The following is a 22,270-nucleotide window of genomic DNA, read 5'->3' on the forward strand; positions in this document are numbered from 1 at the left end:
GGCCGGCGCCTTTTCCTTTTTCGCGAAAGCGTGGGCGCTGGTCCCCGGCGTCCGCCTCTCGCTGCTCAAGCGAAAGCGCTCCTGATGACCCAGCCCATGCTCGCCTTCGACGCCGCCGCATCGACGGATGCACCTTCTCCCCTGCTGGACGTGGCTCGCGAGATTGCCGGCCTGCTCCGCGTCGGCTGCCCGATCAGCCGCAAGACGCTCGCGCGCTTGATGACCAGGGCGTTCGGCGGGTCCGATGCCGAGGGGGCCTGGTCGATGCGCCAGGCCTATGACGCGCTCGAAGCTGCCCAGGTGATGCTGGTGCGTGACCCCGATTGGCCTGCGCTGGCCTCCGATGATGCGGAGGCCTTTGGCCATCTTCGCGGTATCGAGAGGAGCCTGCCCACCCAGAGCTATCGCACGGAACGCCAGGTCGATCTCCAGCAGTTCAGCACCCCGATCAGCCTGGCGTGGCTTGCAGCGCAGGCGGCCAGGATCACCGCCGACGATATCGTGCTGGAGCCTTCGGCCGGAACCGGCATGCTGGCCGCTCATGCGGCACGCGCCGGCGCGACCTGCCAGCTCAACGAGCGCGACCCGGACCGCGCCGCCTTGCTCTCGCGCCTGCTCGGCACTGCCGTCACCCGACACGACGCTGAATATATCGCCGTACACATGGCGGGCGCGCCGACCCCGACGGTCGTCCTGATCAACCCGCCGTTCGGACGCAGTGAAGGGCGGGGACGGGACCGGCACGCGGGAGCTCGCCATCTCCGCTCCGCGCTCGAACCTCTCATGCCCGGGGGACGCTGTGTGGCGATCATGTCGCCGGGCTTCGCCGCGAACGGCACCGGTGCGTCGGGCTACGCGTCCGTCTGCGAGGTCGCGCGGCCCAGGGTCGAGATCGATATTCAGGGCCGACCTTACGCCAAGCACGGCACGTCGATCGACGTGCGCCTCGTCGTTTTCGACAAGGGCTGGACCGGCGAGACCCTGCGCTTCGTCTTCGGCGGCATCGATGACGCACTAGCGCGGGTACTGGATCTTCCCGAACGCCTGCCGCTCGGACCATCCTCGCCGCCGCCGCCGACCACTGCGGCCAGAGCTTCCCTCCAGCAACGTGGGGGCGGGCTGCTCGCCGGGACAGAGCGCCGCGCCCTTGCGGCACCACGCCGCATTCTGCCGGACGACGAGGTGGTGTCGGTCGCCTATTCGACCCGCGACGACATCGCTCCACTGGGTGAGCCGGTCGGCATCTATGTCCCGTGGCGCCTCGCGCGGATCGACATTGCCGGTGCCCGTCCGCACCCGGACCGACTGGTGGAGTCGATCGCGATGGCGTCGGTGCCGCCAGCGGCGCCCACCTACCGGCCAAGCCTGCCGCGTCGCGCCTTCGACGCGCTTTCGGAGGCCCAACTGGAGGCGGTCATCCTCGCCGGTGACGCCTTCGAGCGCGATCTTCCCGGCCGCTTCCAGCCCAACTACGCCGGCGACATGCTTACCGAATCGGCGGACGGCGATGCCTACCGCGCCGGGTTCTTTATCGGCGACGGCACGGGCGTCGGTAAGGGCCGCGAGGTTGCCGCCTGCATCATGGACCAATGGTGCCGGGGACGCAGGCGCGCCGTCTGGATCTCGAAGAGCGCCGCCCTCGTCGAGGATGCACGCCGCGACTGGAGCGCGCTCGGCGGTCTCGCCATCGACATCCAGCCGCTCGACGCTTTCCCGTTCGGGCAGCCGATCACGATGGCGAGCGGCATATTGTTCCTGACCTACGCGACGCTCCGATCGCAGCGCCACGATACCCGGTCGCGTTTGCAGCAGATCCTCGAATGGCTCGGCCCCGACCATGACGGCATGATCGTGTTCGACGAGGCGCATGCCATGGCCAATGCCGCCGGCACCGAGACCGAATTCGGCTCGGCCCGCGGCTCGGACCAGGGGCTGGCCGGCGTCCGCCTGCAGAACGCGCTGCCGCGGGCGCGCATCCTGTACGTTTCGGCCACCGGCGCCACCGATCCGTCGAACCTCTGCTACGCCTCGCGTCTCGGTCTCTGGGGACCCGAGACCGCCTTCGGCACCCGCGAGACGTTCATGGCGGCGATGACGGCGGGCGGCATCGCGGCGATGGAGATCGTCGCGCGCGATCTGAAGGCCATGGGCCTCTATCTCGCCCGGGCGCTGAGTTTCAAAGGCGTCGAATATGAGCGGCTCGAGCATCGGCTGACCGCAGAGCAGATCGCGCTTTACGACATCTATGCGGACGGCTGGGCGACCATCCACGCGAATCTGGACGAGGCGCTGCGCGCCGCGAATATCGTCGATCGCATGAATGGGGACACGCTGAACGGGCAGGCGCTGGGGGCAGCTCTATCCCGGTTCGAGTCGGCCAAGCAGCGCTTCTTCTCGCAACTTCTGGTCGCAATGAAGATCCCGTCGCTGATCCAGGCGATCACGGACGAAGTGGCGGCAGGACATTCGGCCGTCGTCCAGCTCGTGACCACGGCCGAGGCGGTGCTCGACCGGCGCCTCGCCGAACTCGGCCCGGAAGACCGGGCGAACCTCGACCTCGAACTGTCCCCGCGCGAATATATGATCGACTACCTTCGCGCCGCTTTCCCGATCCGGCAGATGCGCGTGTTCAAGGACGCCGCCGGCACCACCCGTTCCGAACTGATGCTCGACGAGCAGGGCGACATGGTCATCTGCGAACAGGCGGTCCGCATGCGCGATGACCTAGTCGAACAGCTTTGCGCGCTTCCGCCGATCCCGACCGCGCTTGACGCGCTGATCGCCCATTTCGGCAAGGATATGGTCGCCGAGGTCACTGGCCGATCCCGACGCATCGTGCCGGGATCGAAGGGCGAGCAGGTGCTCGAACGCCGCAGCGCTTCCGCCAATCTGGCCGAGGCCAGCGCCTTTATGGATGGGCGAAAGTCGATCCTGGCGTTCAGCGACGCCGGCGGGACCGGGCGCTCTTATCATGCCGATCGCGATGCCGGCTCCGCCATGCGCCGGCGCATCCACTTCCTGCTCGAACCCGGCTGGCGGGCCGCCGCCGCGATCCAGGGGCTCGGCCGCACGCACCGAACCAATCAGCTGACCGCCCCGGTGTTTCGTCCGGTGACGACAGACTGCAAGGGCGAGCGGCGCTTCATCTCGACGATCGCGCGACGTCTCGACAGCCTGGGCGCGCTGACGCGCGGGCAGCGCCAGACGGGCGGGCAGAATCTTTTCGACCCGGCCGACAATCTCGAGAGCGACTATGCCAAAGAAGCGCTCAACCGCTGGTATCATCTGCTCGCGGCAGGCAAGCTCGCCAGCACCACGCTCACCGATTTCATGGCCGCCACGGGCCTCAAGCTGATCGACAAGGAGAGCGGGATGCTGCTCGAACGGCTGCCGCCGATCCAGCGCTGGCTCAACCGCATCCTCGCGCTACGCATCGCTACTCAGAACGCCATCTTCGATGAATATCTCGGGCTGATCCAGGCCCGCGTCGATGCAGCGCGCGACGCCGGCACCCTCGATGTCGGGGTCGAGATGATCATGGCGGAAAGCATCGAGGTGCTGGAGGATCATCTGCTGCGGACCGACCCTAGGACCGGAGCATCGACACGGTTGCAGCGCCTGGAACTGGAATTGCGTCCCCATGTCACGAGCTATGACCGGTTGACGGGCGTGTGGGGCGATGAGGTCGGACTCGTCCGTTTGCACAACACCCGTTCGGGCCAGGTCGCCCTGCAGGTCTCGTCCTGGCCGGTGACCGACCCCGACGGCCATATGGTCCCGATGGTGCGTTTGATCCGCCCGACCGGAAACCAGAGGGTTGCGCTCGCGAGTCTCGCCACATCGCACTGGACCGTCATTGACGAGCAGCGGTTCGCTTCTGTGTGGACGGAGCAGGCCGCTGAGGCAGCCAGGCGGCTCGAAATCGAGACCGTCCATGTCGTCACCGGCCTGCTTCTCCCGGTCTGGTCGAGCCTGCCGGATGACGACGTCCGGGTCTGGCGTCTCGGAACACCGCGGGGTCAGGATCTGCTCGCCCGGATCGTTCCCCACAGCAGCGTGCCTAAGCTTCTCGACCTTTTCGGGATCAGCTCTGACGCAAAACTCTCGCCGGAGGAGACGATCGCGGCGGCGTCGCAAGGCAGCGGCGTGGCGCTTCGCGGCCTCGACGGCGCGCGACTGCTTGAGGTCCGATTGAACGATCAACGCCGTCTGGAGATCAGGGGATTTCCGGTCGATCGCCTGTCCTGGCTGAAGTCGATCGGCTGTTTCACCGAAATCATCGTGTTCCGCACGCGGCTCTTCCTCCCGATTGACCGCGCGAGCGATATTCTCGCAATGATCGAGGCGACCACGACTTGAGCTTGTCTTCTCCCGACCAACCGTCAGGGGCATGCACGGCCGGGAGCAAAATATCTTGTTTGCTATCGCCCCGCTGCAGGGCGACGAGCTTGCGCTGAGAATTGACCTGCTCCGAAGTACAGTCTTATACAGTGAGCAACCCCGGCGGCCGAAAGCAACGCCTGGGCCAGAGCCGACCGGGGCGACTTGAGACGTCCCGGCCGGCACGACCCTTCAGGGATTTTCGCGGAGGTATTTCTCGATCTCGCGCCACGTCGCCCGCCCGGCATGTGGCGTGTACAGAACTGTCTTGCGGTCCAGCGCGGCGAGCTGTTCGCCGGTCTCGATACCCTCCCAGAGAAGGGCGTTCCGCACCGGAGCGGGGAAACCCATATATTCCACCCGCCTCTCGCCAAGCGGCAGGGCCAGCTCCGCAAGGTGAATGGCATGCCATTCCCGGTAACGGGCGACTTTGAGAGCTATCTGTCGAACCCGCTCGACAGTGACACCATGCTGCTTGGCAACCGCAGTCAGGGTCGAAGCAACAGCCGCCTCGGCGATTTCAAGCTGGCGGTCGTTCGGTGCGTTCATAAGACGGTCGCGTCTCTGGGCAGAAACCCGACGTGCTTGCGGGATCATGAGCGATGAAACTCTGGCGCGCCTGTCGCCGAGGCCTCATCGCTCACAATCCGATCAGGTTGCCGGTTCGGCCGGCTTCGCGGCGCGCTTGGCGCGCGACGGCTTCGCCGCAGCGGGCGCTGCCGCAGGTTTCGCCTTGGGAGCCTGGGCCTTGCGAGCCTTCGGCGCAGGCGTGGACGATGCAGCGCTCGCCGGCGCCTCGACCGGCTTTGGTTTGGGTGCTGCCTTGGCCGGAGCCTTCGGCTTTGCGCCTGCCTTCGGCGCGGGAGCGGACTTCGCCTTCGATGGAGCGGTCACCTCCGCTTTCGCGGGGGCGCTCTTCGCTGCCTTCGGCTTTGTCGGTACCTTGGCTTTCGGTGCCGCTGCTGCGGGCTTCGGCGAGGCTACTTCCGTTGTCTTGCTCTCCACTGGCGCCGCTGCCTTCGCCTGTGCACCCTTCCCGCGGTTGCCGAGACCAAGCTTCTTTGCGATCTCGCGACGCGCCTCCGAATAGGCAGGCGCCACCATCGGGTAATCCTTCGGCAGGCCATATCGTGCGCGATATTCGGCGGGCGTGAGATTGTGGCCATTCAGGTGGCGCTTCAATGTCTGATAGGGCTTTCCGTCGATCAGGCTGATGATCTTGTCCGGCGACTTCAGGCTCTGGCGGATGCTGACGGCGGGCTTGTATTCGGGCTCTTCGGGAGAGGGCGGCTCGGGGGAGTCGATAATTTTCAGAGCCGCGTGCGTAGACTTGATCAGATCTGGAATGGCGCTGTGCTCGACAGTGTTGTTGGCAACATAAGCGCTCAAGAGATCGACCGTGAGATTGGTCAGATTGGACTGATCGGCGTCCGCCATCATTTTACTCCATATGAGCCCGCACCGGCGAGCGAAGAAGGCATCTAATCCGTGGAGGTTGTGCAGTCGTAAACAATCGGACTGTGACTTCAACCCCTGAAAACGATGCGTGTTCGCAGCGTGTCCCCGAGCAAATCCAATCAGCCTGCGGACAAGACAGGAGGGGAGGAAGTGGGGAGCGGCGAGGCGACTGGTCGTCTCGCAGCACCAACAAAGGAACGTCCGATGGCCGATTGCCAAGCACCGGTTGCACCGCGCCTCTACAGTCAAATCGAGCACGATGAGCGTGGAAATTTCGAATATCAGGGTGACCTTCAGCAGCCTGGACTGTCACTGGCAGCTCTCGCGTCATGTGTGCGCAGCCATCTGGAGGCGAGCGTCGCAGGTGCGTCCTTCTCGGTCAGCGGCGAGAGTTTTGCGGGCGGGCGCAAGCTGATTGTCGAGGCGCTCGATGCCCCTGCCGATCTTTCCGATCCCGAAGCGCGCCGGACGTTCGAACTGATGCTGCGCGATCAGGTCGAGCGCTTCGGCTTCACCCGCTCCAATATTCTCCAGGACTTCATGTCCTGCTCCTTTTACTCGGAAGTTCGGATCGGTCGCGCCTATTGGAATGCACTCGCCCGTCGCAAAGGCATGACAAACATCGTCGAACCTATCGTGCCGCTTGCTGCCTTCAAACGGCGCATCCAGCCGGGTGACCAGCTCAAGCTCGTCGCGGCGCCTTCAGGGCATCGCGCGCTCGGCAGCACGCGCAAGGTCATCGCCGTGCGCTCCGCCGACCTGATCCTCGAAGGGCCGAGCTATTTGAGCTTTCCGCGCCCCGCCGCCTTCGCCTGCGATGGTCGCCAGGTGCGCATCGGGGTCGGGCATGACCGCGAGCCGGATGCTCACCTGCTCTACGAATGGCTCCGCGCCGCCTGAGGCGCGGCGCGATCGCGACATCCTCATCGCCTTTTCAGGAGACCGGCCATGCCCGGACGAATTCGCATCCGGTGCGCCGACGCGCATCGCAACATCACCTATATCACGAGGGGTGAAGACCACCGTGTGCGCTGCATACTGTCGAACGGCGTCCTCGCAAGCTTCTTCTATGCCGGGATCCTCTCGGACGAGGTGGCGGCCCGCTTCGCGCTCGAAGATTGTAGGACGCCCGAGGCGGCACTCGAGGTCGTGCGCCGGCTGGGATCGAGGACATTCCAATATTCCCTCGTCGAAGAGCCGCCCGCGTGTCCGGAGCAGACTGTGCCGGCACCGGCTTGCGTCTATCTGCGACTTTTTCACGGCCGGCGTGATCCCGAGGCAGACCTGGAGGAACGGGGAAGCGAGGGGCCAGTGATCGGGCCGCTTGCCTTCGTGCATGTGACCTACCTGTGCGACGTCAAGTTCGCGGCATCATCGCAAGTCATGGAGCGCTTCTTCCCTGATGTGATCTCCGACTGGCGCTCTCGCGGTCTCGCCAACGCGAAAGCGCCGCTCTGCGACTGGCACCTCGATGTCGCGGCCGACCTCATTCTCTACGATGGCGTCTATTATGGCGATTGGTCGGTCACGGCGCGGGCGCCGGACGACCCGGGTCCGCACCAAGCAAAAAAAAGACCACCCGGAGGTGGCCCTGAAGTTTTAGGAGAGGATGCCTGAAAGGCGAGTTTGTTGTGCACCTGCGAAGGCATTAGCGCAACTGCAACCGCAACACGTTGACGTAACATCTGTGCAATCGTGTCGCCGCAGCCGCCGGAGGGGTGCCGTAAGGCGCATCCTCTCTCCTCCTGCGGCCATATCTCTGCTGGCTCGGGCGACTGCGACTGGACCGATTATACAGGGTCCGCAGACCCATGAACGCTCCAATCGTTGCTGCACGGCGGCATGGAAATGACTGGGCCTCCGGGATGCCGCGCCCGGCTTGGTGGGGAGGGGGTGGGGAGGAGTGTCGCGACAGGTTGGTCGTGACGCTCAAACCTTCGGAGACCTGCCATGCTTGCCACTGCCCCCGCAGCCCCCGCGGTGTCGTCGCCGTTCAAGGTCGACGTCAGCCGCGGATCGATGAGCGGACGCGTATCGTCGGAATGGTTCTCGCGGCCCGACGACGAGCGCTTTCTCTCGCTCACCGACCTGCACGCCAGCGTCGCCCGGCGCTCGGAGCGCTCGACGACGCGCATCGTCGAGAGCAAGGCGGTCCGGGTAGAGGCGCGCAGCGACAATCCGGAGAAGCTGGCGCTGATCCTGCCGGACACCGATGAGGCGGTGACGCCGACCCACTGGTCGTTCAGCCAGATGTGCTCATTGGTGCGCGCGCCGTCATCCTACCTCAAGGACCTCCCGGCAGCGCTCGCCGGGATCAATCTCCAGCACGGGCTGCTCAGCCATCCGGCCGAGCATGTGAAGCTGCTCCAGACCCAGGACGGCCGTTCCGAGCTGCGTGCGGTCACCGGCCCCGATTATGGCCGGATCTGGGATCATGACATCGTCGCGGCGGTCATGAAGATCGCCGGAAACGGCACCGGCGACACGCGCTGGAAGGTGCCGGGCGTGCTCGACTGGCGCACCATGAACTACAATCCGTTCGTCGACATCAGTCGCGATACGACCACGCTCTACGCGTCGGATCGCGACATCTTCCTGTTCCTGGTCGACGATACCCACCCGATCGAGGCTGGCCGCCTTCCCAATGGTGATCCCGACCTCTTTTTCCGCGGCTTCTACGTCTGGAATTCGGAAGTCGGCGCCAAGACGATGGGGATCGCGACCTTCTTCCTGCGCGCGGTCTGCCAGAATCGCTGCTTGTGGGGCATGGAGGATTTCCAGGAGATCAGCATCCGCCATTCCAAGTTCGCCGCCCACCGCTTCGCCCACGAGGCCGAGCCGGCGCTCGAACATTATGCCGACTCCTCGGCGCTCGGCTTCGTGCGCGGCATCCAGGCGGCGCGTGAACAGATCGTCGCGCGCAAGGACGAGGATCGGCAGGCCTTCCTCCAGAAGCGCGGTTTCTCCAAGGCCGAGGCCGGCAGAGTGATCGAGACGGTGCTCGCCGAGGAAGGGCGGCCACCCGAATCGATCTTCGACTTCGTTCAGGGCATCACCGCGGTCGCCCGGACCAGGTCCAACCAGGACAAGCGCATCGAGCTCGAAGGCAAGGCCCACACCCTGCTGCAGAAGGTCGGCTGACCATTCGGCCGTCGCCGTCGGCGGGCGGCGACGGTCAACCTTCTTCGCCCCAAGAGGGAGCCTGCTCATGCATATCGACTTCGAAATCCACGGGCGCGTCGAAGTGCCAGACGGAACCTGCCTGGTGCCGGGCATGTCCAACCTGTTCGAACTGCCGTCGGGCGCGGTCATCTCGGTGCACCCGGTGATCGAGATGGCGACCAGCATGGTCGCGGACGATCATCGCGATCTGACCTATGGCGAGGCGGCGGCACTGGGCGTGCAACTCGACCTTTATGATCGCAGCTCGTTTCCAGGCTAGGCGATCGTCCCGGCCTTGCCGCCTAGCGGCCGCGAACATTCTCGACATGGCCCAGCACCGAGATCGGCCCGAAATCCTCCCCATAGCGTTCGAGCACGCTGGCCAGCCGATCGATGCCCTGCGGGGTTGCGTGCAATATGTCGGGGCGGTTGCTGGCTCGTGCCGCGCGCAGCATCACCAGATCGCCTCGCTCGACCATATCGCGCAGGTCCGCGTGTAGGCGCGACCGCTCGGCGTATCGAGAGGCAGGCCCCCGTCGCGGGTCGCGAGCCGGAGATAGGCGATCATCACCTCGAGCGCGAACTTGGGATCCCGGGCCATGTTCTTGCCCTCGCACAGCCCGGTGTCGCTGTCATCGCATCATGGCCAAAAAGAAGGGCCGCCCCTCGTCAGGGGCGGCCCCGCCATTGTTCAGCCGCCGCGGCGGCCTGTCGTTCGATCGCGGTCCTGCGGCTCGCTCCAACGAACCGGCGACCGCGACGATGCCTCAGGCGCCGGTCGCTCCGTGGGAGCGAACCGGACCCGAGTTTCCGCCGTGCGGCGTGAGACAATGAGACATCCGATCACCTCCTTCCATGCTGTTGAACCTGCAGCATGAGATGGGGACGATCGCCCGGAATGGAAGTCCCGGTGCCCGATCTCGTTGCGCGAGGGGCTCTTTGCTGGCCGATCGGAGCTTTCGAAAAAAATCTTTTGGCCTGAAGGTGTTGCGGGGGATCGCAGGGAGCGCTCACCAGTTTTGCTGCCATGGCGACCGTACTTCGCGATCTTTCTGAACAACAGGCTACCACCCGCTTCGTGGCCAGGGTCGGTGCGGCGCGCTGGACCATCGGGCTCGAGCCCTGCGCTTTGGCGGCGATGGACATGGTCGCGGGCCATGCTGCGCCCACTGACCTCTCGGCGCATGACTGGTGGCGCATCATGGACAGCGTACGCGCGAAAGCCGTTGCGCTGAAATGGTATGGCGGAGGCGAAATGACGATCCGCGCGGACGAACTCTGTCCGCCGATCCCGCCGGCATTCGATACCGATGGGAACGAGATCCCACCTGCGGCCTGGTTCACCATCATGCCGGCCGAGGGCGGTGCCGGTCGTCATCTGCGACTGGTTGACCTCGCCTGAGCGTTTACGGGTCAAGGCCGCCGAACCAGTCTGCATAAGGCGTGTTGCGCACCATGTGTCGGTTGAGGTCGGGCGCATCGTCCGACCACCAGACAGGCCCGCGCTCGCCAAGCGCACGTTTGGTCTCGTCGACCCTGGCTCTCGCCGCCCGCAACCTCTTCTTGTCCGCCGCTCGGAGCGCCGTGCCCACGTCGCGCCGCGCGGCCATCAACTCTGCGACTAGCGAGGCACGCCTGGCCGGGCTCAGCCGCGGATCCGCCATCCGCCACAGCCGGCCGCGGACGACGAAGTACCGGCCGTCGGGCGTCACCGGATGGTTCCCGGCCAACTGCTCGCCAAGGGTTGTTTGCGCGCCGATCATGCGCCCAGAACGCGCCTGCCTGCCGCCCCGGTCCATGCGACCGATCCCGCTGCTTTCGTGTTCCACCCGACATGGCACGCAAACAAAAGCTCAAGGTCTATCGGACGCCGATCGGCTTCCATGACGCCTATGTCGCCGCACCGAGCCAGAAGGCCGCCCTGGACGCATGGGGGGCGGATGCCGATCTCTTCGCAAGGGGGCGTCGCCGAGACAGTGAGCGACGAGGCGCTGACCCGCGAGCCGCTCGAACAGCCTGGTGTCGTCGTCCGCAAGCTCCGGGGCACCGCGGACGAACAGATGTTAGCTCTGCCCAGGGATCGTCCGAGGGCGAAGCGCCGCACGACGCCCCCAGACGAGGATGAGGGGCCACCGCCACGGGCACTCCATGGTGGTCGAAGAACCACCGCGGCGCCCCGGCGATCGCCGCTTTTGTCGGCGAGCGAGGCGAAGCCCGCACGTGCGTCACCGCCGAAGGCGGCGCCAAAGCGCAAGGCGCCCCGGCCTAGCAGGGTAAAACTCGATGAAGCCGAACGGGCGATCGAGCAAGCCGAGGCCGAGCACGCGCGCAGGGTCGCAGATCTTCGGGATCGTGAGAAGCAGCTCCAGCAGGAGCGCCGCGCTGCAGAGGCCGCGCATGAGGCCAATATCGCGAAGCTGGAAGCCGCGCTCACGAAAGTTCGCGACCGATATACGGCAGCGCTCCAGAAGTGGCGCGCCTAGCGTCCGCCGGTTCGGCGAGGCGGCATTTCGATACTGACCGTCCTCTTGCCCCGTATCTTGATCTGGATTGTAAAAGGGCCGGAAAACCATGGAGATATTCCGCGAGACCGGAACTGCGCCGAAGCACCACGGTTGATGCTGCAAGGCTATACGGCCTGCCCAATATGGAGAGCAGCATGAGCGTCGAAGGCAAAGTCAAGGAAGTCGCCGGCTACGTGAAGGAAGAGCTGCACGAGCATGGCAAATCGCCCGAGAGCCAGAAGAAGGCCCAGGAGGGTCGCGAACTGCGCAACGAAGGCCGGGTCGAAGATGGCAAGGCGCCGAAGCTCAACGAGCCTGGTACCGGCGACGCCAGCAAATAATCCCGACGTCACCCGCTAGGGTGACGATCGCTGCAGAAACCGCCGTCGGACATTCGTCCGGCGGCGGTTTCGCGGATGCCCAGTGGCAGTGCAACGCCGGGCTCCCGTCCGAAATTCGAGGAGAATATCCATGAAAGCTTTCCTGCTCGGCGCCACCTTGTTGGCCGCCATGACGTCAACCGCGGCGATCGCGGATACGCCCACACCCAAGGAGTTCGTCGGTAAGGCGGGCGCCTCGGATACGTTCGAGATCGATTCGGCTAAGCTGATGGCGACATCGAAGAACCACGCGATCAGCGCGTTCGCGACCCAGATGATCACCGATCACGCCAAGAGCACGCGGCTCGTCCAGTCCGCCGCGCGCGCCGACCATGTCCGCCTGTCGAAGCCCTCGCTCACGGTCGGCCAGCGCACCGACCTGACGGCGCTGAAGGCTGTTCCCAACGGCAAGACCCGCGACGATCTTTACGTGAAGCAACAGAAAGCGGCACATGATGATGCGCTGGCCCTGATGCAGGACTATGCGGCGAACGGTACCGCCCGCCATCTCAAGATGACGGCAGGCAAGATCGCTCCGGTCGTCCAGAAGCACCAGGCGATGCTCTCGACGATGTGATCGGATCTGGGTGATAAGATCTGGGTGATCAGGACTGGTCGATCGGCCAGCGGCGCGACGGCGACCGCAGGGTGATCGACCAGCGACGCTCAGCCATGTCCGCGATGCTGTGCTCCCAAGCGTGCCGGGCCTCGCCCGACAGATGATAGGCGGCGCGCGGCGCGAGCGGCATCGTCGCCCGCTCGAAACCGCCCGCTGGCTTGCGGCGACGGAAACGCATCTCGGCAGCAGCTCCGAGCGAGAGCCCGAGAACATGCTCGTAGATCGGCCGATCGCGGTGCCAGCCGATGCCGGCGCCGGGATCGTAGCGGATCAGCAGGACCTGGACGAACAGCGAAGGATCGAGCCCGGCCTGCGTCGCCATCCGCTCACGGATCGCCAGGAGCCAGGATGGTATCGGATCAGCGCGCGCGACCTGCTGCGTCTCGAAATCATAATGATAGCCAAACGAGCTGGTGAGGCGCTTGCCGGTCCATTGCTGGAACCGGAAAGGGGTGAGGTTGGTCGCATCGATCGCGGCGACCAAGGCGCGTTCTTCCACTTCGCTGACCATGTCCGGCCAGGATGCCAGGCCCGGGAGGATCGGCGCGTCGAACAGGTCTAGTATCGGTCAGGCTCCCACGGCCTCGGCAAAGAGGGGGAGGGCGTCCCCGACCCGGCCAGGCTGCTTCTCGAAATTGGATACGGTCACGCCGACCAGGCGGATGCCCTTTGGCGTCGGCAGGACCGAGCGGATCAGCGCGCGGCTAGCCTCGCGTAACGCAGCCTGGCTGTCGACGAGCGTCGGGAAGCTGCGGCTGCGGGTGATCTGCTGGAAGTCGCCGTATTTGACCTTCACCGTCACCGTCCGGCCGAACGCCTGGGCGCGCTCGCACCAGGTCCACACGTCATCGGCCTGGGAGAGCACGCCCGCCTCGATCTCGCCGTCGACAAGCAGATCCCGGTCGAAGGTGGTCTCGGACCCCGACGATTTGCGTTCGCGATTGGGGTTGACCGGCCGTTCGTCGATCCCGCGCGCGATATGCCAATACCATTCGGCCGAGCTGCCGAAATGCTCGCGCAGGAAATCGAGCGGCTTTGCCCTCAAGTCCGCCCCGCTATCGATCCCGAGCTGGCTCATCTTGGCGGCCGTCACCGGCCCGACGCCATGGAAGCGGGATACCGGCAGCGTCTCGACCCAGGCCGCACCCATGTCGGGCGTCACCGCGAACTGGCCATTGGGCTTGCGCTGGTCCGACGCGAGCTTGGCCAGGAACTTGTTGTAGGAGATGCCGGCAGACGCGGTCAGCCCTGTCTCCTCCAGGATGCGGGCGCGGATATGCTTCGCCGTCGCCCAGGCGGTTGCAAGGCCACGCCGGTCGGCGGTCACGTCGAGATAGGCCTCCTCGAGCGAGAGCGGCTGGATGAGATCGGTATAGTCCGCGAAGATCATGTGGATCTGCGCCGACACCGCCTTGTAGACATCGAACCGGGGCGGCACGAAGATGAGGTCGGGACAGCGGCGCAAGGCCGTGACCGAAGGCAGCGCCGAGCGCACCCCGAAAGTGCGCGCCTCGTAGCTCGCCGCTGCAACCACGCCGCGCGCCGCGGCATAGCCGACCGCCACAGGCTTTCCGCGCAAGGCCGGATTGTCACGCTGTTCGACCGACGCGAAGAAGGCGTCCATGTCGACGTGGATGATCTTGCGCTCGGCCGACTCTGGCATGCCCGCATCATAATATTATCCGAACAAAATGGGAACACGGCTCGTGCCGCTTCTTCGGTCCCGCTCGCGCGTTGCCGCCTTATGGCCGATCCGTTCGATCTCGACCGCTTCGTGCGCGCGCAGCGCGAGACCTATGCCCGCGCGCTCACCGAGGTCCGAGACGGAGCCAAAAGCAGCCACTGGATGTGGTACGTCTTTCCACAGATCGCAGGACTTGGACACAGCCCGATGGCCCGGAGTTTCGCGATTTCGGGCCTCGGCGAAGCCAGGGCATATCTCGCGCATCCCGTCCTTGGTGGTCGGCTGCGCGAAATCACCGCTGCCCTTAGACAACTGCCCGACCCGGACGCGCACCGCGTATTCGGCGACGTCGATGCGATGAAGTTGCGCTCGTGCCTGACCCTGTTCGCGCATGCCGATGACGAGGGAGGCGGCCTGTTCAGGGCGGCGCTGGGTCGCTGGTTCGATGGCGTCGAGGACCCTGCCACCGTGGCGCGCCTGTGAGGGTCGCGACCTACAACGTCAACGGCGTCAACGGCAGGCTTGGCGTGCTGTTGCGCTGGCTCGCCGAAGCCCAACCAGACATCGTCTGTCTCCAGGAGTTGAAGGCGCCGGACGAGCGCTTCCCGGCGAAGGCCATCGGGGACGCCGGCTACGAGGCGATCTGGCACGGCCAGAAAAGCTGGAACGGCGTCGCGATTCTGAGCCGGGTCGGCACGCCGGTTGAGACACGGCGCGCCCTGCCGGGCGACGACGAGGACGTGCAGAGCCGTTATATCGAGGCAGCGGTCAACGGAATGCTCGTCGCCTGCCTCTATCTGCCGAACGGCAATCCGCGTCCCGGGCCCAAATTCGACTACAAGCTGGGCTGGTTCGACCGCCTGATCGCCCACACTGCCGACCTGATCGCAACCGGCATACCCATCGTCGTCGCCGGCGACTTCAACGTGATGCCGACCGAGCAGGACGTCTACAAGCCCGAACGCTGGCAGGGCGACGCGCTGTTCTCGCCGCAGGTGCGCGAGGCTTATGCCCGGCTGCTTGGCCAGGGCTGGACCGACGCCGTGCGCACAATCCATCCCGACGAGACGATCTACACTTTCTGGGATTATTTCCGGAATGCCTACGCGCGCAATGCCGGCCTGCGGATCGATCATCTGTTGCTGAGCCCCGCGCTCGCGCCGCGTCTCGCTGCCGCCGACGTCGATCGCGAGGTGCGCGGATGGGAGAAAAGCAGTGACCATGCCCCCGTCTGGATCGAACTGGCCGATACGCCCGTTCGAACCCGCAGGCGTCGGTCTGGAGCGACGCCTCGAAACGAGGCGTAGCGCATGGATCTGTCGAGGATCGGTCACCAACGGGACATCGACGACGGCAAGCCTGAGGGGCGTGCGACGCTCGGCGCCGGTAGAACCAGCGAAGGCCTCCGCCTGATTCTTGACGCTGCGAGCGATGAGAGCTCGCGATGATCAAGCCGGTCTACCGGGCCACGCGGCACGTCTCGAACCTCATTGCGGACGCCGCCGGCCATCCGGCCGCGCAGCTCGGCGTGCTCATCCTGTGCGTCGCCTGGTGGGCGCTGGGCGGCAGCGAGACAGCGCTCGCGTCCGGCGTATCGATCGGCAGCTTCGTGCTGACCCAGATGGTGCTCAACCAGCAACGACGCCGCGAACTGGCCCTGCAGCTCAAGATCGACGAACTCATCCTGTCGAAGCGCGGCGCGCGCGATGAAGTGGCCGGGATTGAGAGCAAGACGGAAGCCGAGATCGAGGAAATTCGAGCCGGTCGGGATCCCAGCGACTAGGTGTCGCCGAACCACACACAGCTGGAGAATTGAAGAGCATTCCCTGGAACGACATGGCGGTTCTTCTGGTCGAGGCGCCTGGTGGCCGAGAAATCGCCGCCGAGGGGACTCTACGGCAGATGGTCAATCGCATCGCCGCGCGACCGCCGTCCGAATGGCACCGATTTGCTATCTCGCTTCCCGACCGTCGGGTCGCGCCGTTCGCCTACGAAAACGATGACGTCGTCGTCCTCGTCGATGCCATTCGACGAGGTGCCGACCAGCCGCGATGATCAGTGCGGCGGGTTGGTGCGCGGCGTCAGTCGCTCCTGCATCGATCCCCCCGCCGACGCCGGAGTCACCCTCGGCTGGCGGTTGAGCCACATCATTCCCAGGCCGATAATAATAACGGCGAGAACGACGACCAGGAGGGCGAGGCAGCCACGCCGGTTGGTGATCCTCATCGTTTTGCGGTCTCGACCGGACCGAAACCCGCGACCTGGCGAAGCTGGTCCATCAGGTCATCCAGATCCGGGTTTTCGATCGGCGGGCCAACCGACAAACCGCGGCGCAACGCATCGCCCAGCGTCGACAATGCCCCCAGACTGTTATCCCGAGGACGATCCCATCTCATGCTCATCGTCGGCATCCTCCGATTGGCCCAAGAGCGAACGGCGGGTCTCTAAAGGTCCCCATGTTTCGCGGCCGAACTGAAACGGGCTGTCCCAATGGCAGCGCGCCAGCGGTGCGTTCTTCCGTCGCACGCGGGGACACGGCCCGACGGCGTGCAGGAGGGAAGGGGAGGGACGCGGTGGTGATCGCCGGACGGCGGTCCGATCCATCTGATCCAGGAGACACATCATGGCAGATCGTGCGTCTGCATCCATCGTGCTGGGCGGAACGCTCAGCCACATCCACGTCGATGACCTGATCGCGGCCATCGGGGCCGATCGCCTCTGCGTCGACTATGGCGATCGTCCGCTCGACGAAACGGATATCATTTCGGGTTTCTCGCTTTACGGCGCGGCGACGGGGGTCGCAGGCGCGAGCTTTGACGCCGTCGAAGCCTTTTGCCGCGACCATGGCCTCCATTATGTCCGGCGCTCGGATGCGTGCCCTGGCTCGTGGGACACCAACATGGTCGTGTTCACCGGCGACGGCGATGTTCGCACATTCGCATCCGACGATGCCGGCACGGTCATGCTCAGCATCGACGAAATCCGCGATCTCGGCAGCATGTCGGCGATCTACAATTATGTCGGTCCCGCCATGCTCGACGTCGGGCCGCTCGTCATCGTCGGTTCCGACCCGCCCGTGGCGGGAGGGCAGGCAACGGGAGGCGACAGTGATGGATGAGGGGCCGCCAGCGGCCTTGTCACCGGTGCGCGCGGTGCTGGCGTCGTTCGACCACGCCTATGCCGTCGCGATCCAGCAACGGCGAGCGGGCGATTCCTGTCGCCTCGTCGTCGGGACCGGCAATCCGCTCCAGCCGTTCCGCGTCACCCATCTCGCACCGCGACCCCATGAACGGATTCTCGCCCTGATCGCCTGACTTTCCCAGCGAAAGGACATCCCATGCCTGCAACAACCAACGTCCTGGCGACCGCCGGGGCGTCTCCTGGCGTGCGTCTCGACGACCGCCTCGTTCGCCTGAGTTCGCGCGAATATGAACTCGCCACCATCCTCGAATTCGATCCCGAAGCCAGCCTCGCGCCCGGCAGCCTGCAGCCGGTTCCGGCCGGTGACGGGGACTGTCTCGTTCCGGCTTCTCGTTTCTCGCTGGAGACCTGGGCCCGGCTAACTGTTGGCGTGGATGGCCATGATGATGATGATGATGGCGACCGATCGAGCGGGATCTCCCGTTTCCTGGATCGGCGCTGTGTCGTGCTGGCGGCATGACACGCGCGTTTGCTAAGGTTGTTGCGTCGGGTCCGCGCTCGGGCTTCGGATCGAAATTCTTCACCCGACCGGTGGCCTTCCCTTCTTCGGCCGGCGGTAAGACACCTCGCTACGGAGGGCATGCGACAATACAAACTGCTTTCGTTCGGTCGCGATTGTTTTCGTGTCCCGGCAGCATGTCCGCACCGGTCTTGCCGACAGACTTCACCCGGGGCAGCACGTGCTGCTATGGCGGATCTGTGAACAGCGAAGGGTGTTGAGATGAATGCGCATTACGGAATCGACAGCGCTTCGACGCCCCAGGCGCTGGACGAAGAGTTCAAGCGGCGTGCCCGGAAGCCAAGCGCAGCTGCCGCTTCGGCCATGCTCGCCCGTGGCCGCACCGTCGCCTACAGGAACAGCGACACGCCAAACGGATACGTGATCCGCAAGCATCCCGATGGCCGCACGGAGATCGTGAAGATCGATCTCGAAATGCCGGGGGCGAGCACGGCCCGGTGAACGAGGAATCACCGCCGATCCTTTGGGTCTTCGCTGGCCCGAACGGGGCGGGAAAGACCACCCTCTTCAACGACATGCTCAGGGGCGACATCCCCTACGTCAACGCCGACGAGATTGCTCACGAGCTGGATCCGGCCAGCGGCGGGATCGATGCCTTGCGCGCTGGGCGCCTTGCGGTCGAACGTCGCAACGCGATGGTGTCACGCCGCGAAAGCCTCAGTATCGAGACGACGCTCTCCGGTAGCAGCGCGCTCACTTTCATGAGGAAGGCAAAGGCCACCGGCTATCACATCAGCCTCGCGTATGTGGGTATCGATACTCCCGAGCTTTCCCGCGCAAGGATCGACGAGCGTGTCGTCGAGGGTGGGCACGACGTGCCGCAAGACGCAGTGTTGCGAAGGCACCCCGACTCGTTACGCCGGCTCGCCCGAGCGATGGAAATCGCCGATAGTTCGCTCGTGTTCGACAATAGCGGCTTGGAACGCCGGCTGCTGCTTCAGGTCGAGAACGGGATCGTCAGCTTTATCGATGACCACAGACCTGCCTGGTTCGAAGCGGCGGTGTCGAGACGCTTCCGGTATTCAGATTAGACGCGGAGTCAGCTCTCGATCACTTGTCGTCGTTCTCGATCTGCATCACGCTGCCAAGAAGCGGACGGCGTTTCCTAGTTGTTAACGGTTTAGTCGCGATCCTGGTGCAAGGATGCCAAGGCATTCTCGTAGTGCGCCGCGAGTTCGCGATGGATTTGAGCGACCGCCGGATCGGAACATTGATCGGCACGTTGACGCTCTTCGTTCGCGCGTCGGATGAAATAATCGAGATCATCTTCGTTCATTGCAACCGCCTCAAGCTGCCTTCCCCCAGCTAGAAGCGATTTTTTGGTGATCTCCGCGAAGCATTCAATAACCTAGATCAAGTCAGTCATTTGGTCCCGGCAACTCATTGCCCGAGTGCCGAAGGTCGTCGCCTCATGGGCAATAAGGAGTTAGACCGAACGCCGATATCAAGCTGCGTGGCGCTTGCCGTCCCGGCAGCGGATGTTCGCTGCTGCTCGCCAAGCTGCCGTTTCCGACTACTTGGTGCCGATTAGCGCGTCGCTCGCTGGTCGGTCTCGGCTCAGTTGGGTTCATTTTGCGAGGCTATCCCTCGACGATCATGCGAACTCGGCTTGCGAGCTTATCGATCGTGAAGGGCTTGGTGATGATCTCCATGCCGGGCTCGAGCAGACCATTACCAACGGCGGCGTTGTGCGCGTAGCCGGTTACGAAAAGGATCTTCAGTTCTGGCCGCGACACCCGGGCAGCGTCGGCAAGCTGGCGGCCGTTCAAGCCCGGTAGACCAACGTCGGTCACGAGAAGGTCGATCTTCTTTTCGGACTGCAGAATCTCGAGCCCCGAAGGCCCGTCCACCGCCTCCATGGTGCGATAGCCAAGCTCCTGCAGGACGTCGACGATCAAGGCGCGGACCGCCTCCTCGTCCTCGACGACCAGGACGATGTCCCCGTCTTCGGAGCGAACGAGCTCGCCGGGTTCGTCCTCGACCTCTTCGTCGGGGTCACTCCCGCGGTCACGGGGCAGATAAATGCGGATCGTGCTGCCGAGGCCGACCTCGCTGTAGATGTTCACGAAGCCACCCGACTGGCGTGCGAAGCCGTAGATCATCGAAAGGCCAAGACCCGTTCCCTGGCCTATCGGCTTGGTCGTGAAGAAGGGGTCGAACGCCTTGGACACGACCTCGGGTGTCATGCCGGTGCCGGTATCCGTGACCGAAATCGTCACATATTGGCCTGGCGTGGCGAAGCTGTTGCGACGGGCGTAACCTTCATCGATCGAAGCGTTCCCCGTCTCGATCGTCAGGCGCCCCCCCGTCGGCATCGCATCGCGAGCGTTGATGGACAGATTGAGGATGGCGCTCTCGAGTTGGTTGGGGTCGCACCGCGTGGGCCACAGACCACCCGACGCGACGCATTCCAGTTCGACTGCCTCGCCGATCGATCTGCGAAGCAGTTCCTCCATACCACGCACGAGCTGGTTAGCATCGACGCGCTTCGGGTCCAGCGACTGGCGTCGTGAGAAGGCGAGCAGTCGCTGGGTCAGCGCTGCGGCGCGATTGGCCGATGTCGTTGCGGCTGCCGCGTAGCGATCGACGTCCGCCGTGCGTCCCTGCGCGGATTTACGCTGCATCATCTCGAGCGAGCCGATGATGCCGGTCAGCAGGTTATTAAAGTCGTGCGCGATACCGCCGGTGAGCTGGCCCACTGCCTCCATCTTTTGAGACTGGCGCAGCGCATTCTCGGCCGAAGCCAGCGCATCTGACGCGGCCTTCTGCTCGGTCACGTCGCGCCCGTAAGCGTAGACGAGGCCGTCTTCCTGAGATGTATGCCAGGAGATCCAGCGCGCATCTCCACCCGCGGTGACGTAGCGATTCTCGAACCCCGTCACGTCTGCGCCAGAGACCGCCTGATCGAGAGCCGAATGCGTGTCGGCCATATCGTCGGCCAAGACGAAACGGTCCAAGTTCTGCCCGACTACGTCCTCGACCGGATGACCCAAGATCCGAGTCCAGGCCGGGCTCGCCGATCGGATAACGCCATCCGCATCGACGACGATCATGAGATCGCGAGCATGTTTCCAGATGCGTTCCGCACGGCGACGCTCGGTCTCGAGAGTACGGACGTTCGCGATGGCCCCACTGATTTGGGCTGCGATGAGTTCGGCGAAGCCGGAAAGGTCTTCGTCGCGGCGGTAGGGGTTCAGCGCGAGGACCAGTGTGCCGGCCGCAGGCGCGCCCGCAGCCCCCGGAATCTGGATGACGAGCGCCTCGCTCGGCGGCTTCTCCCAGGGACCGGATGGCAAGCGAAGATCCGAAGGCAGTTGGATCTTGCTTCCAGGGTTATCGCTCCCAGCCCAGGGAAAGACGGCCAGGTGCGAGGCATCTTCCGTGCAGGCCCAAAACTCGGTGGTCCCAGCATCTCCCAGTCGCATGAGGGCGAACGGAAAATCTCGCCGGTTTGCCGACAACGTCGCGCAGATCGAGGTCTTGATGGAGTCGACGTCTAGCGATTCCACGAAGCGGGCGCCGAGCAAACGCAACATCGCCATGCGGCGCTCGGTGATGACGCGTTCGGTCTCTTCGCTCACGACGCACAGGAGGCCGGCAACCGTCCCGTTGGAATCGTGGAGCGGGCTGTAGGAGAAGCTGTGATAGGTCTCTTCGGGAAAGCCGCTGCGCTCCAGTAGGAGCAGAAGTGCATCGTTCCAGGTCGATCCGCCGGCAGCGACACTTGCCACCTGATCCTTCACCTCTTCGTAGACTTCGGACCACACGTCCCGGAACGGCCGGCCTAGCGCCGCGGGGTGCTTGACCCCGAGTGTAGGAATGTAGGCATCGTTGTAGAAAAACGAGAGATCCGGCCCCCAGCCGAGCCACATCTCGAACCGTGATGTCAGCAACATGCGTAGAGGGATCTTCAGGGCATCTGGCCAACCGGCTGGGTGGCCCAGCGGCGTTGCCGACCAATCGGTCGCACGCATCAGGTGCGCCATTTCGGTCTCGCCGGGGAATATCGCCTTAAGCGCTTCGGAAGCGGTGTCGTTCATCAATCCCCGAAGCACGCGGCCACCCGTCGACAACTCCTGATTTCGACTTCGGTGCCACGGCCATCACCTAGATCGTTTTGATACCGTGCAGAGCCGATATGGTTGCCTATCGATGCAAGGATCGCGTCGTTTACAAGAGTCCACGAGATTGACGTCAGCCGAGACACGTCGCCGCCTTTTCGTGGGCGATGGAATGGCGGTCTAACCCATTTCGGTGCCGGAAGCTGTCCGACCGCAAAGTTGTCTAATTGATTTGCGCATGTCGCTGTCTTTCTTGTGCCCGGTTGCCAATGGTTGTCTTCGAGGTCATCGAACGGCTTCA

Annotated in this window: 29 protein-coding genes; 17 read left to right on the plus strand and 12 right to left on the minus strand. The window is 64.6% G+C overall.

Translation table 11 applies throughout. The features are described 5' to 3' along the window. Positions 1-84: 84 nt before the first annotated feature. Positions 85-4,359, plus strand: a complete 4,275-nt coding sequence (locus tag HZF05_RS11065) for a strawberry notch family protein (protein ID WP_160366092.1) — start codon at positions 85-87, stop codon at positions 4,357-4,359. 213 nt (positions 4,360-4,572) lie between these two features. On the opposite strand, the gene HZF05_RS11070 is transcribed toward HZF05_RS11065, so the two are convergent. Both HZF05_RS11070 and HZF05_RS11075 read right to left on the minus strand, forming a co-directional pair. After that, complete coding sequence (locus tag HZF05_RS11070) at positions 4,573-4,929, minus strand: hypothetical protein (protein ID WP_160366093.1); 357 nt, start codon at positions 4,927-4,929, stop codon at positions 4,573-4,575. A 102-nt stretch (positions 4,930-5,031) separates the two neighbouring features. Further along, positions 5,032-5,817 (minus strand): Ros/MucR family transcriptional regulator, encoded by a 786-nt coding sequence (locus HZF05_RS11075; protein WP_160366094.1) that lies wholly within the window; start codon positions 5,815-5,817, stop codon positions 5,032-5,034. A gap of 225 nt (positions 5,818-6,042) precedes the next feature. On the opposite strand from HZF05_RS11075, the gene HZF05_RS11080 reads away from it, so the two are divergent. The 4 genes from HZF05_RS11080 to HZF05_RS11095 all read left to right on the plus strand — a co-directional run bounded on the left by HZF05_RS11080 (position 6,043) and on the right by HZF05_RS11095 (position 9,280). After that, positions 6,043-6,738: a hypothetical protein gene (locus HZF05_RS11080; RefSeq protein ID WP_160366185.1), complete on the plus strand. Its 696-nt coding sequence runs from the start codon at positions 6,043-6,045 to the stop codon at positions 6,736-6,738. 48 nt (positions 6,739-6,786) lie between these two features. Beyond that, positions 6,787-7,455, plus strand: coding sequence for a hypothetical protein (locus HZF05_RS11085; protein ID WP_160366095.1), 669 nt, complete (start codon positions 6,787-6,789; stop codon positions 7,453-7,455). A 333-nt stretch (positions 7,456-7,788) separates the two neighbouring features. Further along, positions 7,789-8,979: a DUF932 domain-containing protein gene (locus HZF05_RS11090; RefSeq protein ID WP_160366096.1), complete on the plus strand. Its 1,191-nt coding sequence runs from the start codon at positions 7,789-7,791 to the stop codon at positions 8,977-8,979. 67 nt (positions 8,980-9,046) lie between these two features. Then, a complete protein-coding gene (locus HZF05_RS11095; RefSeq protein ID WP_160366097.1) occupies positions 9,047-9,280 on the plus strand; it encodes a hypothetical protein in 234 nt (77 codons plus the stop codon). 22 nt (positions 9,281-9,302) lie between these two features. On the opposite strand, the gene HZF05_RS21885 is transcribed toward HZF05_RS11095, so the two are convergent. Together HZF05_RS21885 and HZF05_RS21890 are read right to left on the minus strand one after the other, a co-directional pair. After that, the gene (locus HZF05_RS21885; RefSeq protein WP_246331886.1) at positions 9,303-9,479 is read right to left on the minus strand and encodes a hypothetical protein; all 177 of its coding nucleotides are present in this window, start codon (positions 9,477-9,479) and stop codon (positions 9,303-9,305) included. Next, positions 9,455-9,601: a hypothetical protein gene (locus HZF05_RS21890; RefSeq protein WP_246331888.1), complete on the minus strand. Its 147-nt coding sequence runs from the start codon at positions 9,599-9,601 to the stop codon at positions 9,455-9,457. Before HZF05_RS21890 ends, HZF05_RS21885 begins: the two co-directional genes overlap by 25 nt. A 426-nt stretch (positions 9,602-10,027) precedes the next feature. Here HZF05_RS21890 and HZF05_RS11105 point away from each other — a divergent pair, with 426 nt between their 5' ends. Next, complete coding sequence (locus HZF05_RS11105; protein WP_160366098.1) at positions 10,028-10,402, plus strand: hypothetical protein; 375 nt, start codon at positions 10,028-10,030, stop codon at positions 10,400-10,402. Positions 10,403-10,406: 4 nt separating this feature from the next. On the opposite strand, the gene HZF05_RS11110 is transcribed toward HZF05_RS11105, so the two are convergent. Both HZF05_RS11110 and HZF05_RS22305 read right to left on the minus strand, forming a co-directional pair. After that, the gene (locus tag HZF05_RS11110) at positions 10,407-10,799 is read right to left on the minus strand and encodes a hypothetical protein (RefSeq protein ID WP_343046875.1); all 393 of its coding nucleotides are present in this window, start codon (positions 10,797-10,799) and stop codon (positions 10,407-10,409) included. Between the two features lie 426 nt (positions 10,800-11,225). Further along, the gene (locus HZF05_RS22305) at positions 11,226-11,573 is read right to left on the minus strand and encodes a hypothetical protein (RefSeq protein ID WP_160366099.1); all 348 of its coding nucleotides are present in this window, start codon (positions 11,571-11,573) and stop codon (positions 11,226-11,228) included. A gap of 86 nt (positions 11,574-11,659) precedes the next feature. Here HZF05_RS22305 and HZF05_RS11120 point away from each other — a divergent pair, with 86 nt between their 5' ends. Then, the gene (locus HZF05_RS11120; protein ID WP_160366100.1) at positions 11,660-11,845 is read left to right on the plus strand and encodes a hypothetical protein; all 186 of its coding nucleotides are present in this window, start codon (positions 11,660-11,662) and stop codon (positions 11,843-11,845) included. A gap of 130 nt (positions 11,846-11,975) precedes the next feature. Beyond that, positions 11,976-12,461: a DUF4142 domain-containing protein gene (locus HZF05_RS11125; RefSeq protein ID WP_160366101.1), complete on the plus strand. Its 486-nt coding sequence runs from the start codon at positions 11,976-11,978 to the stop codon at positions 12,459-12,461. A gap of 28 nt (positions 12,462-12,489) precedes the next feature. On the opposite strand, the gene HZF05_RS11130 is transcribed toward HZF05_RS11125, so the two are convergent. Both HZF05_RS11130 and dinB read right to left on the minus strand, forming a co-directional pair. Then, the gene (locus HZF05_RS11130) at positions 12,490-13,014 is read right to left on the minus strand and encodes an alpha-ketoglutarate-dependent dioxygenase AlkB (protein WP_160366102.1); all 525 of its coding nucleotides are present in this window, start codon (positions 13,012-13,014) and stop codon (positions 12,490-12,492) included. Positions 13,015-13,071: 57 nt separating this feature from the next. Continuing rightward, positions 13,072-14,166 (minus strand): DNA polymerase IV, encoded by a 1,095-nt coding sequence (gene dinB / locus HZF05_RS11135; protein WP_160366103.1) that lies wholly within the window; start codon positions 14,164-14,166, stop codon positions 13,072-13,074. 81 nt (positions 14,167-14,247) lie between these two features. Between dinB and HZF05_RS11140 the strand changes: the two genes are divergently transcribed. The 4 genes from HZF05_RS11140 to HZF05_RS11155 all read left to right on the plus strand — a co-directional run bounded on the left by HZF05_RS11140 (position 14,248) and on the right by HZF05_RS11155 (position 16,242). Next, positions 14,248-14,670 (plus strand): DUF1810 domain-containing protein, encoded by a 423-nt coding sequence (locus HZF05_RS11140; protein ID WP_160366104.1) that lies wholly within the window; start codon positions 14,248-14,250, stop codon positions 14,668-14,670. After that, positions 14,667-15,494 (plus strand): exodeoxyribonuclease III, encoded by an 828-nt coding sequence (gene xth, locus HZF05_RS11145; protein WP_160366105.1) that lies wholly within the window; start codon positions 14,667-14,669, stop codon positions 15,492-15,494. Before HZF05_RS11140 ends, xth begins: the two co-directional genes overlap by 4 nt. A gap of 137 nt (positions 15,495-15,631) precedes the next feature. Then, positions 15,632-15,970, plus strand: coding sequence for a low affinity iron permease family protein (locus tag HZF05_RS11150; RefSeq protein ID WP_160366106.1), 339 nt, complete (start codon positions 15,632-15,634; stop codon positions 15,968-15,970). 53 nt (positions 15,971-16,023) lie between these two features. Further along, complete coding sequence (locus HZF05_RS11155; protein WP_181638846.1) at positions 16,024-16,242, plus strand: hypothetical protein; 219 nt, start codon at positions 16,024-16,026, stop codon at positions 16,240-16,242. Here the strand turns inward: HZF05_RS11155 and HZF05_RS11160 are convergent, their stop codons facing one another. Continuing rightward, a complete protein-coding gene (locus tag HZF05_RS11160) occupies positions 16,243-16,413 on the minus strand; it encodes a hypothetical protein (RefSeq protein WP_160366108.1) in 171 nt (56 codons plus the stop codon). Then, positions 16,410-16,589 (minus strand): hypothetical protein, encoded by a 180-nt coding sequence (locus tag HZF05_RS11165; protein ID WP_160366109.1) that lies wholly within the window; start codon positions 16,587-16,589, stop codon positions 16,410-16,412. The genes HZF05_RS11160 and HZF05_RS11165 overlap by 4 nt, the downstream gene beginning before the upstream one ends. Positions 16,590-16,810: 221 nt before the next feature. On the opposite strand from HZF05_RS11165, the gene HZF05_RS11170 reads away from it, so the two are divergent. The 5 genes from HZF05_RS11170 (at position 16,811) to HZF05_RS11190 (ending at position 18,939) form a co-directional block, all read left to right on the plus strand. Continuing rightward, positions 16,811-17,305 (plus strand): hypothetical protein, encoded by a 495-nt coding sequence (locus tag HZF05_RS11170; protein WP_160366110.1) that lies wholly within the window; start codon positions 16,811-16,813, stop codon positions 17,303-17,305. Next, positions 17,298-17,501, plus strand: a complete 204-nt coding sequence (locus HZF05_RS11175; protein WP_160366111.1) for a hypothetical protein — start codon at positions 17,298-17,300, stop codon at positions 17,499-17,501. Before HZF05_RS11170 ends, HZF05_RS11175 begins: the two co-directional genes overlap by 8 nt. A gap of 71 nt (positions 17,502-17,572) precedes the next feature. Beyond that, entirely contained in the window at positions 17,573-17,848 is a 276-nt protein-coding gene (locus tag HZF05_RS11180) for a hypothetical protein (protein WP_160366112.1), read from the plus strand. 261 nt (positions 17,849-18,109) lie between these two features. Next, the gene (locus tag HZF05_RS11185; protein ID WP_160366113.1) at positions 18,110-18,349 is read left to right on the plus strand and encodes a hypothetical protein; all 240 of its coding nucleotides are present in this window, start codon (positions 18,110-18,112) and stop codon (positions 18,347-18,349) included. Then, positions 18,346-18,939: a zeta toxin family protein gene (locus HZF05_RS11190; RefSeq protein ID WP_160366114.1), complete on the plus strand. Its 594-nt coding sequence runs from the start codon at positions 18,346-18,348 to the stop codon at positions 18,937-18,939. Before HZF05_RS11185 ends, HZF05_RS11190 begins: the two co-directional genes overlap by 4 nt. Positions 18,940-19,028: 89 nt before the next feature. Here HZF05_RS11190 and HZF05_RS11195 read toward each other — a convergent pair whose 3' ends face one another. Further along, positions 19,029-19,184, minus strand: coding sequence for a hypothetical protein (locus HZF05_RS11195; RefSeq protein ID WP_160366115.1), 156 nt, complete (start codon positions 19,182-19,184; stop codon positions 19,029-19,031). A 304-nt stretch (positions 19,185-19,488) separates the two neighbouring features. Continuing rightward, a complete protein-coding gene (locus HZF05_RS11200) occupies positions 19,489-21,948 on the minus strand; it encodes a PAS domain-containing protein (protein WP_160366116.1) in 2,460 nt (819 codons plus the stop codon). Positions 21,949-22,270: the final 322 nt, after the last annotated feature.

The sequence above is a fragment of the Sphingomonas chungangi genome, assembly GCF_013778325.1.
Taxonomy (GTDB): domain Bacteria; phylum Pseudomonadota; class Alphaproteobacteria; order Sphingomonadales; family Sphingomonadaceae; genus Solisphingomonas; species Solisphingomonas chungangi.

Coding starts and splice junctions, on each gene's coding strand:
- HZF05_RS11065 (WP_160366092.1), top strand. CDS start 85: ATGACCCAGCCCATGCTCGCCTTCGACGCCGCCGCATCGACGGATGCA.
- HZF05_RS11070 (WP_160366093.1), bottom strand. CDS start 4,929: ATGAACGCACCGAACGACCGCCAGCTTGAAATCGCCGAGGCGGCTGTT.
- HZF05_RS11075 (WP_160366094.1), bottom strand. CDS start 5,817: ATGGCGGACGCCGATCAGTCCAATCTGACCAATCTCACGGTCGATCTC.
- HZF05_RS11080 (WP_160366185.1), top strand. CDS start 6,043: ATGGCCGATTGCCAAGCACCGGTTGCACCGCGCCTCTACAGTCAAATC.
- HZF05_RS11085 (WP_160366095.1), top strand. CDS start 6,787: ATGCCCGGACGAATTCGCATCCGGTGCGCCGACGCGCATCGCAACATC.
- HZF05_RS11090 (WP_160366096.1), top strand. CDS start 7,789: ATGCTTGCCACTGCCCCCGCAGCCCCCGCGGTGTCGTCGCCGTTCAAG.
- HZF05_RS11095 (WP_160366097.1), top strand. CDS start 9,047: ATGCATATCGACTTCGAAATCCACGGGCGCGTCGAAGTGCCAGACGGA.
- HZF05_RS21885 (WP_246331886.1), bottom strand. CDS start 9,479: ATGGTCGAGCGAGGCGATCTGGTGATGCTGCGCGCGGCACGAGCCAGC.
- HZF05_RS21890 (WP_246331888.1), bottom strand. CDS start 9,601: ATGGCCCGGGATCCCAAGTTCGCGCTCGAGGTGATGATCGCCTATCTC.
- HZF05_RS11105 (WP_160366098.1), top strand. CDS start 10,028: ATGGCGACCGTACTTCGCGATCTTTCTGAACAACAGGCTACCACCCGC.
- HZF05_RS11110 (WP_343046875.1), bottom strand. CDS start 10,799: ATGGACCGGGGCGGCAGGCAGGCGCGTTCTGGGCGCATGATCGGCGCG.
- HZF05_RS22305 (WP_160366099.1), bottom strand. CDS start 11,573: ATGGTTTTCCGGCCCTTTTACAATCCAGATCAAGATACGGGGCAAGAG.
- HZF05_RS11120 (WP_160366100.1), top strand. CDS start 11,660: ATGAGCGTCGAAGGCAAAGTCAAGGAAGTCGCCGGCTACGTGAAGGAA.
- HZF05_RS11125 (WP_160366101.1), top strand. CDS start 11,976: ATGAAAGCTTTCCTGCTCGGCGCCACCTTGTTGGCCGCCATGACGTCA.
- HZF05_RS11130 (WP_160366102.1), bottom strand. CDS start 13,014: ATGGTCAGCGAAGTGGAAGAACGCGCCTTGGTCGCCGCGATCGATGCG.
- dinB (WP_160366103.1), bottom strand. CDS start 14,166: ATGCCAGAGTCGGCCGAGCGCAAGATCATCCACGTCGACATGGACGCC.
- HZF05_RS11140 (WP_160366104.1), top strand. CDS start 14,248: ATGGCCGATCCGTTCGATCTCGACCGCTTCGTGCGCGCGCAGCGCGAG.
- HZF05_RS11150 (WP_160366106.1), top strand. CDS start 15,632: ATGATCAAGCCGGTCTACCGGGCCACGCGGCACGTCTCGAACCTCATT.
- HZF05_RS11155 (WP_181638846.1), top strand. CDS start 16,024: ATGGCGGTTCTTCTGGTCGAGGCGCCTGGTGGCCGAGAAATCGCCGCC.
- HZF05_RS11160 (WP_160366108.1), bottom strand. CDS start 16,413: ATGAGGATCACCAACCGGCGTGGCTGCCTCGCCCTCCTGGTCGTCGTT.
- HZF05_RS11165 (WP_160366109.1), bottom strand. CDS start 16,589: ATGAGCATGAGATGGGATCGTCCTCGGGATAACAGTCTGGGGGCATTG.
- HZF05_RS11170 (WP_160366110.1), top strand. CDS start 16,811: ATGGCAGATCGTGCGTCTGCATCCATCGTGCTGGGCGGAACGCTCAGC.
- HZF05_RS11175 (WP_160366111.1), top strand. CDS start 17,298: ATGGATGAGGGGCCGCCAGCGGCCTTGTCACCGGTGCGCGCGGTGCTG.
- HZF05_RS11185 (WP_160366113.1), top strand. CDS start 18,110: ATGAATGCGCATTACGGAATCGACAGCGCTTCGACGCCCCAGGCGCTG.
- HZF05_RS11195 (WP_160366115.1), bottom strand. CDS start 19,184: ATGAACGAAGATGATCTCGATTATTTCATCCGACGCGCGAACGAAGAG.
- HZF05_RS11200 (WP_160366116.1), bottom strand. CDS start 21,948: ATGAACGACACCGCTTCCGAAGCGCTTAAGGCGATATTCCCCGGCGAG.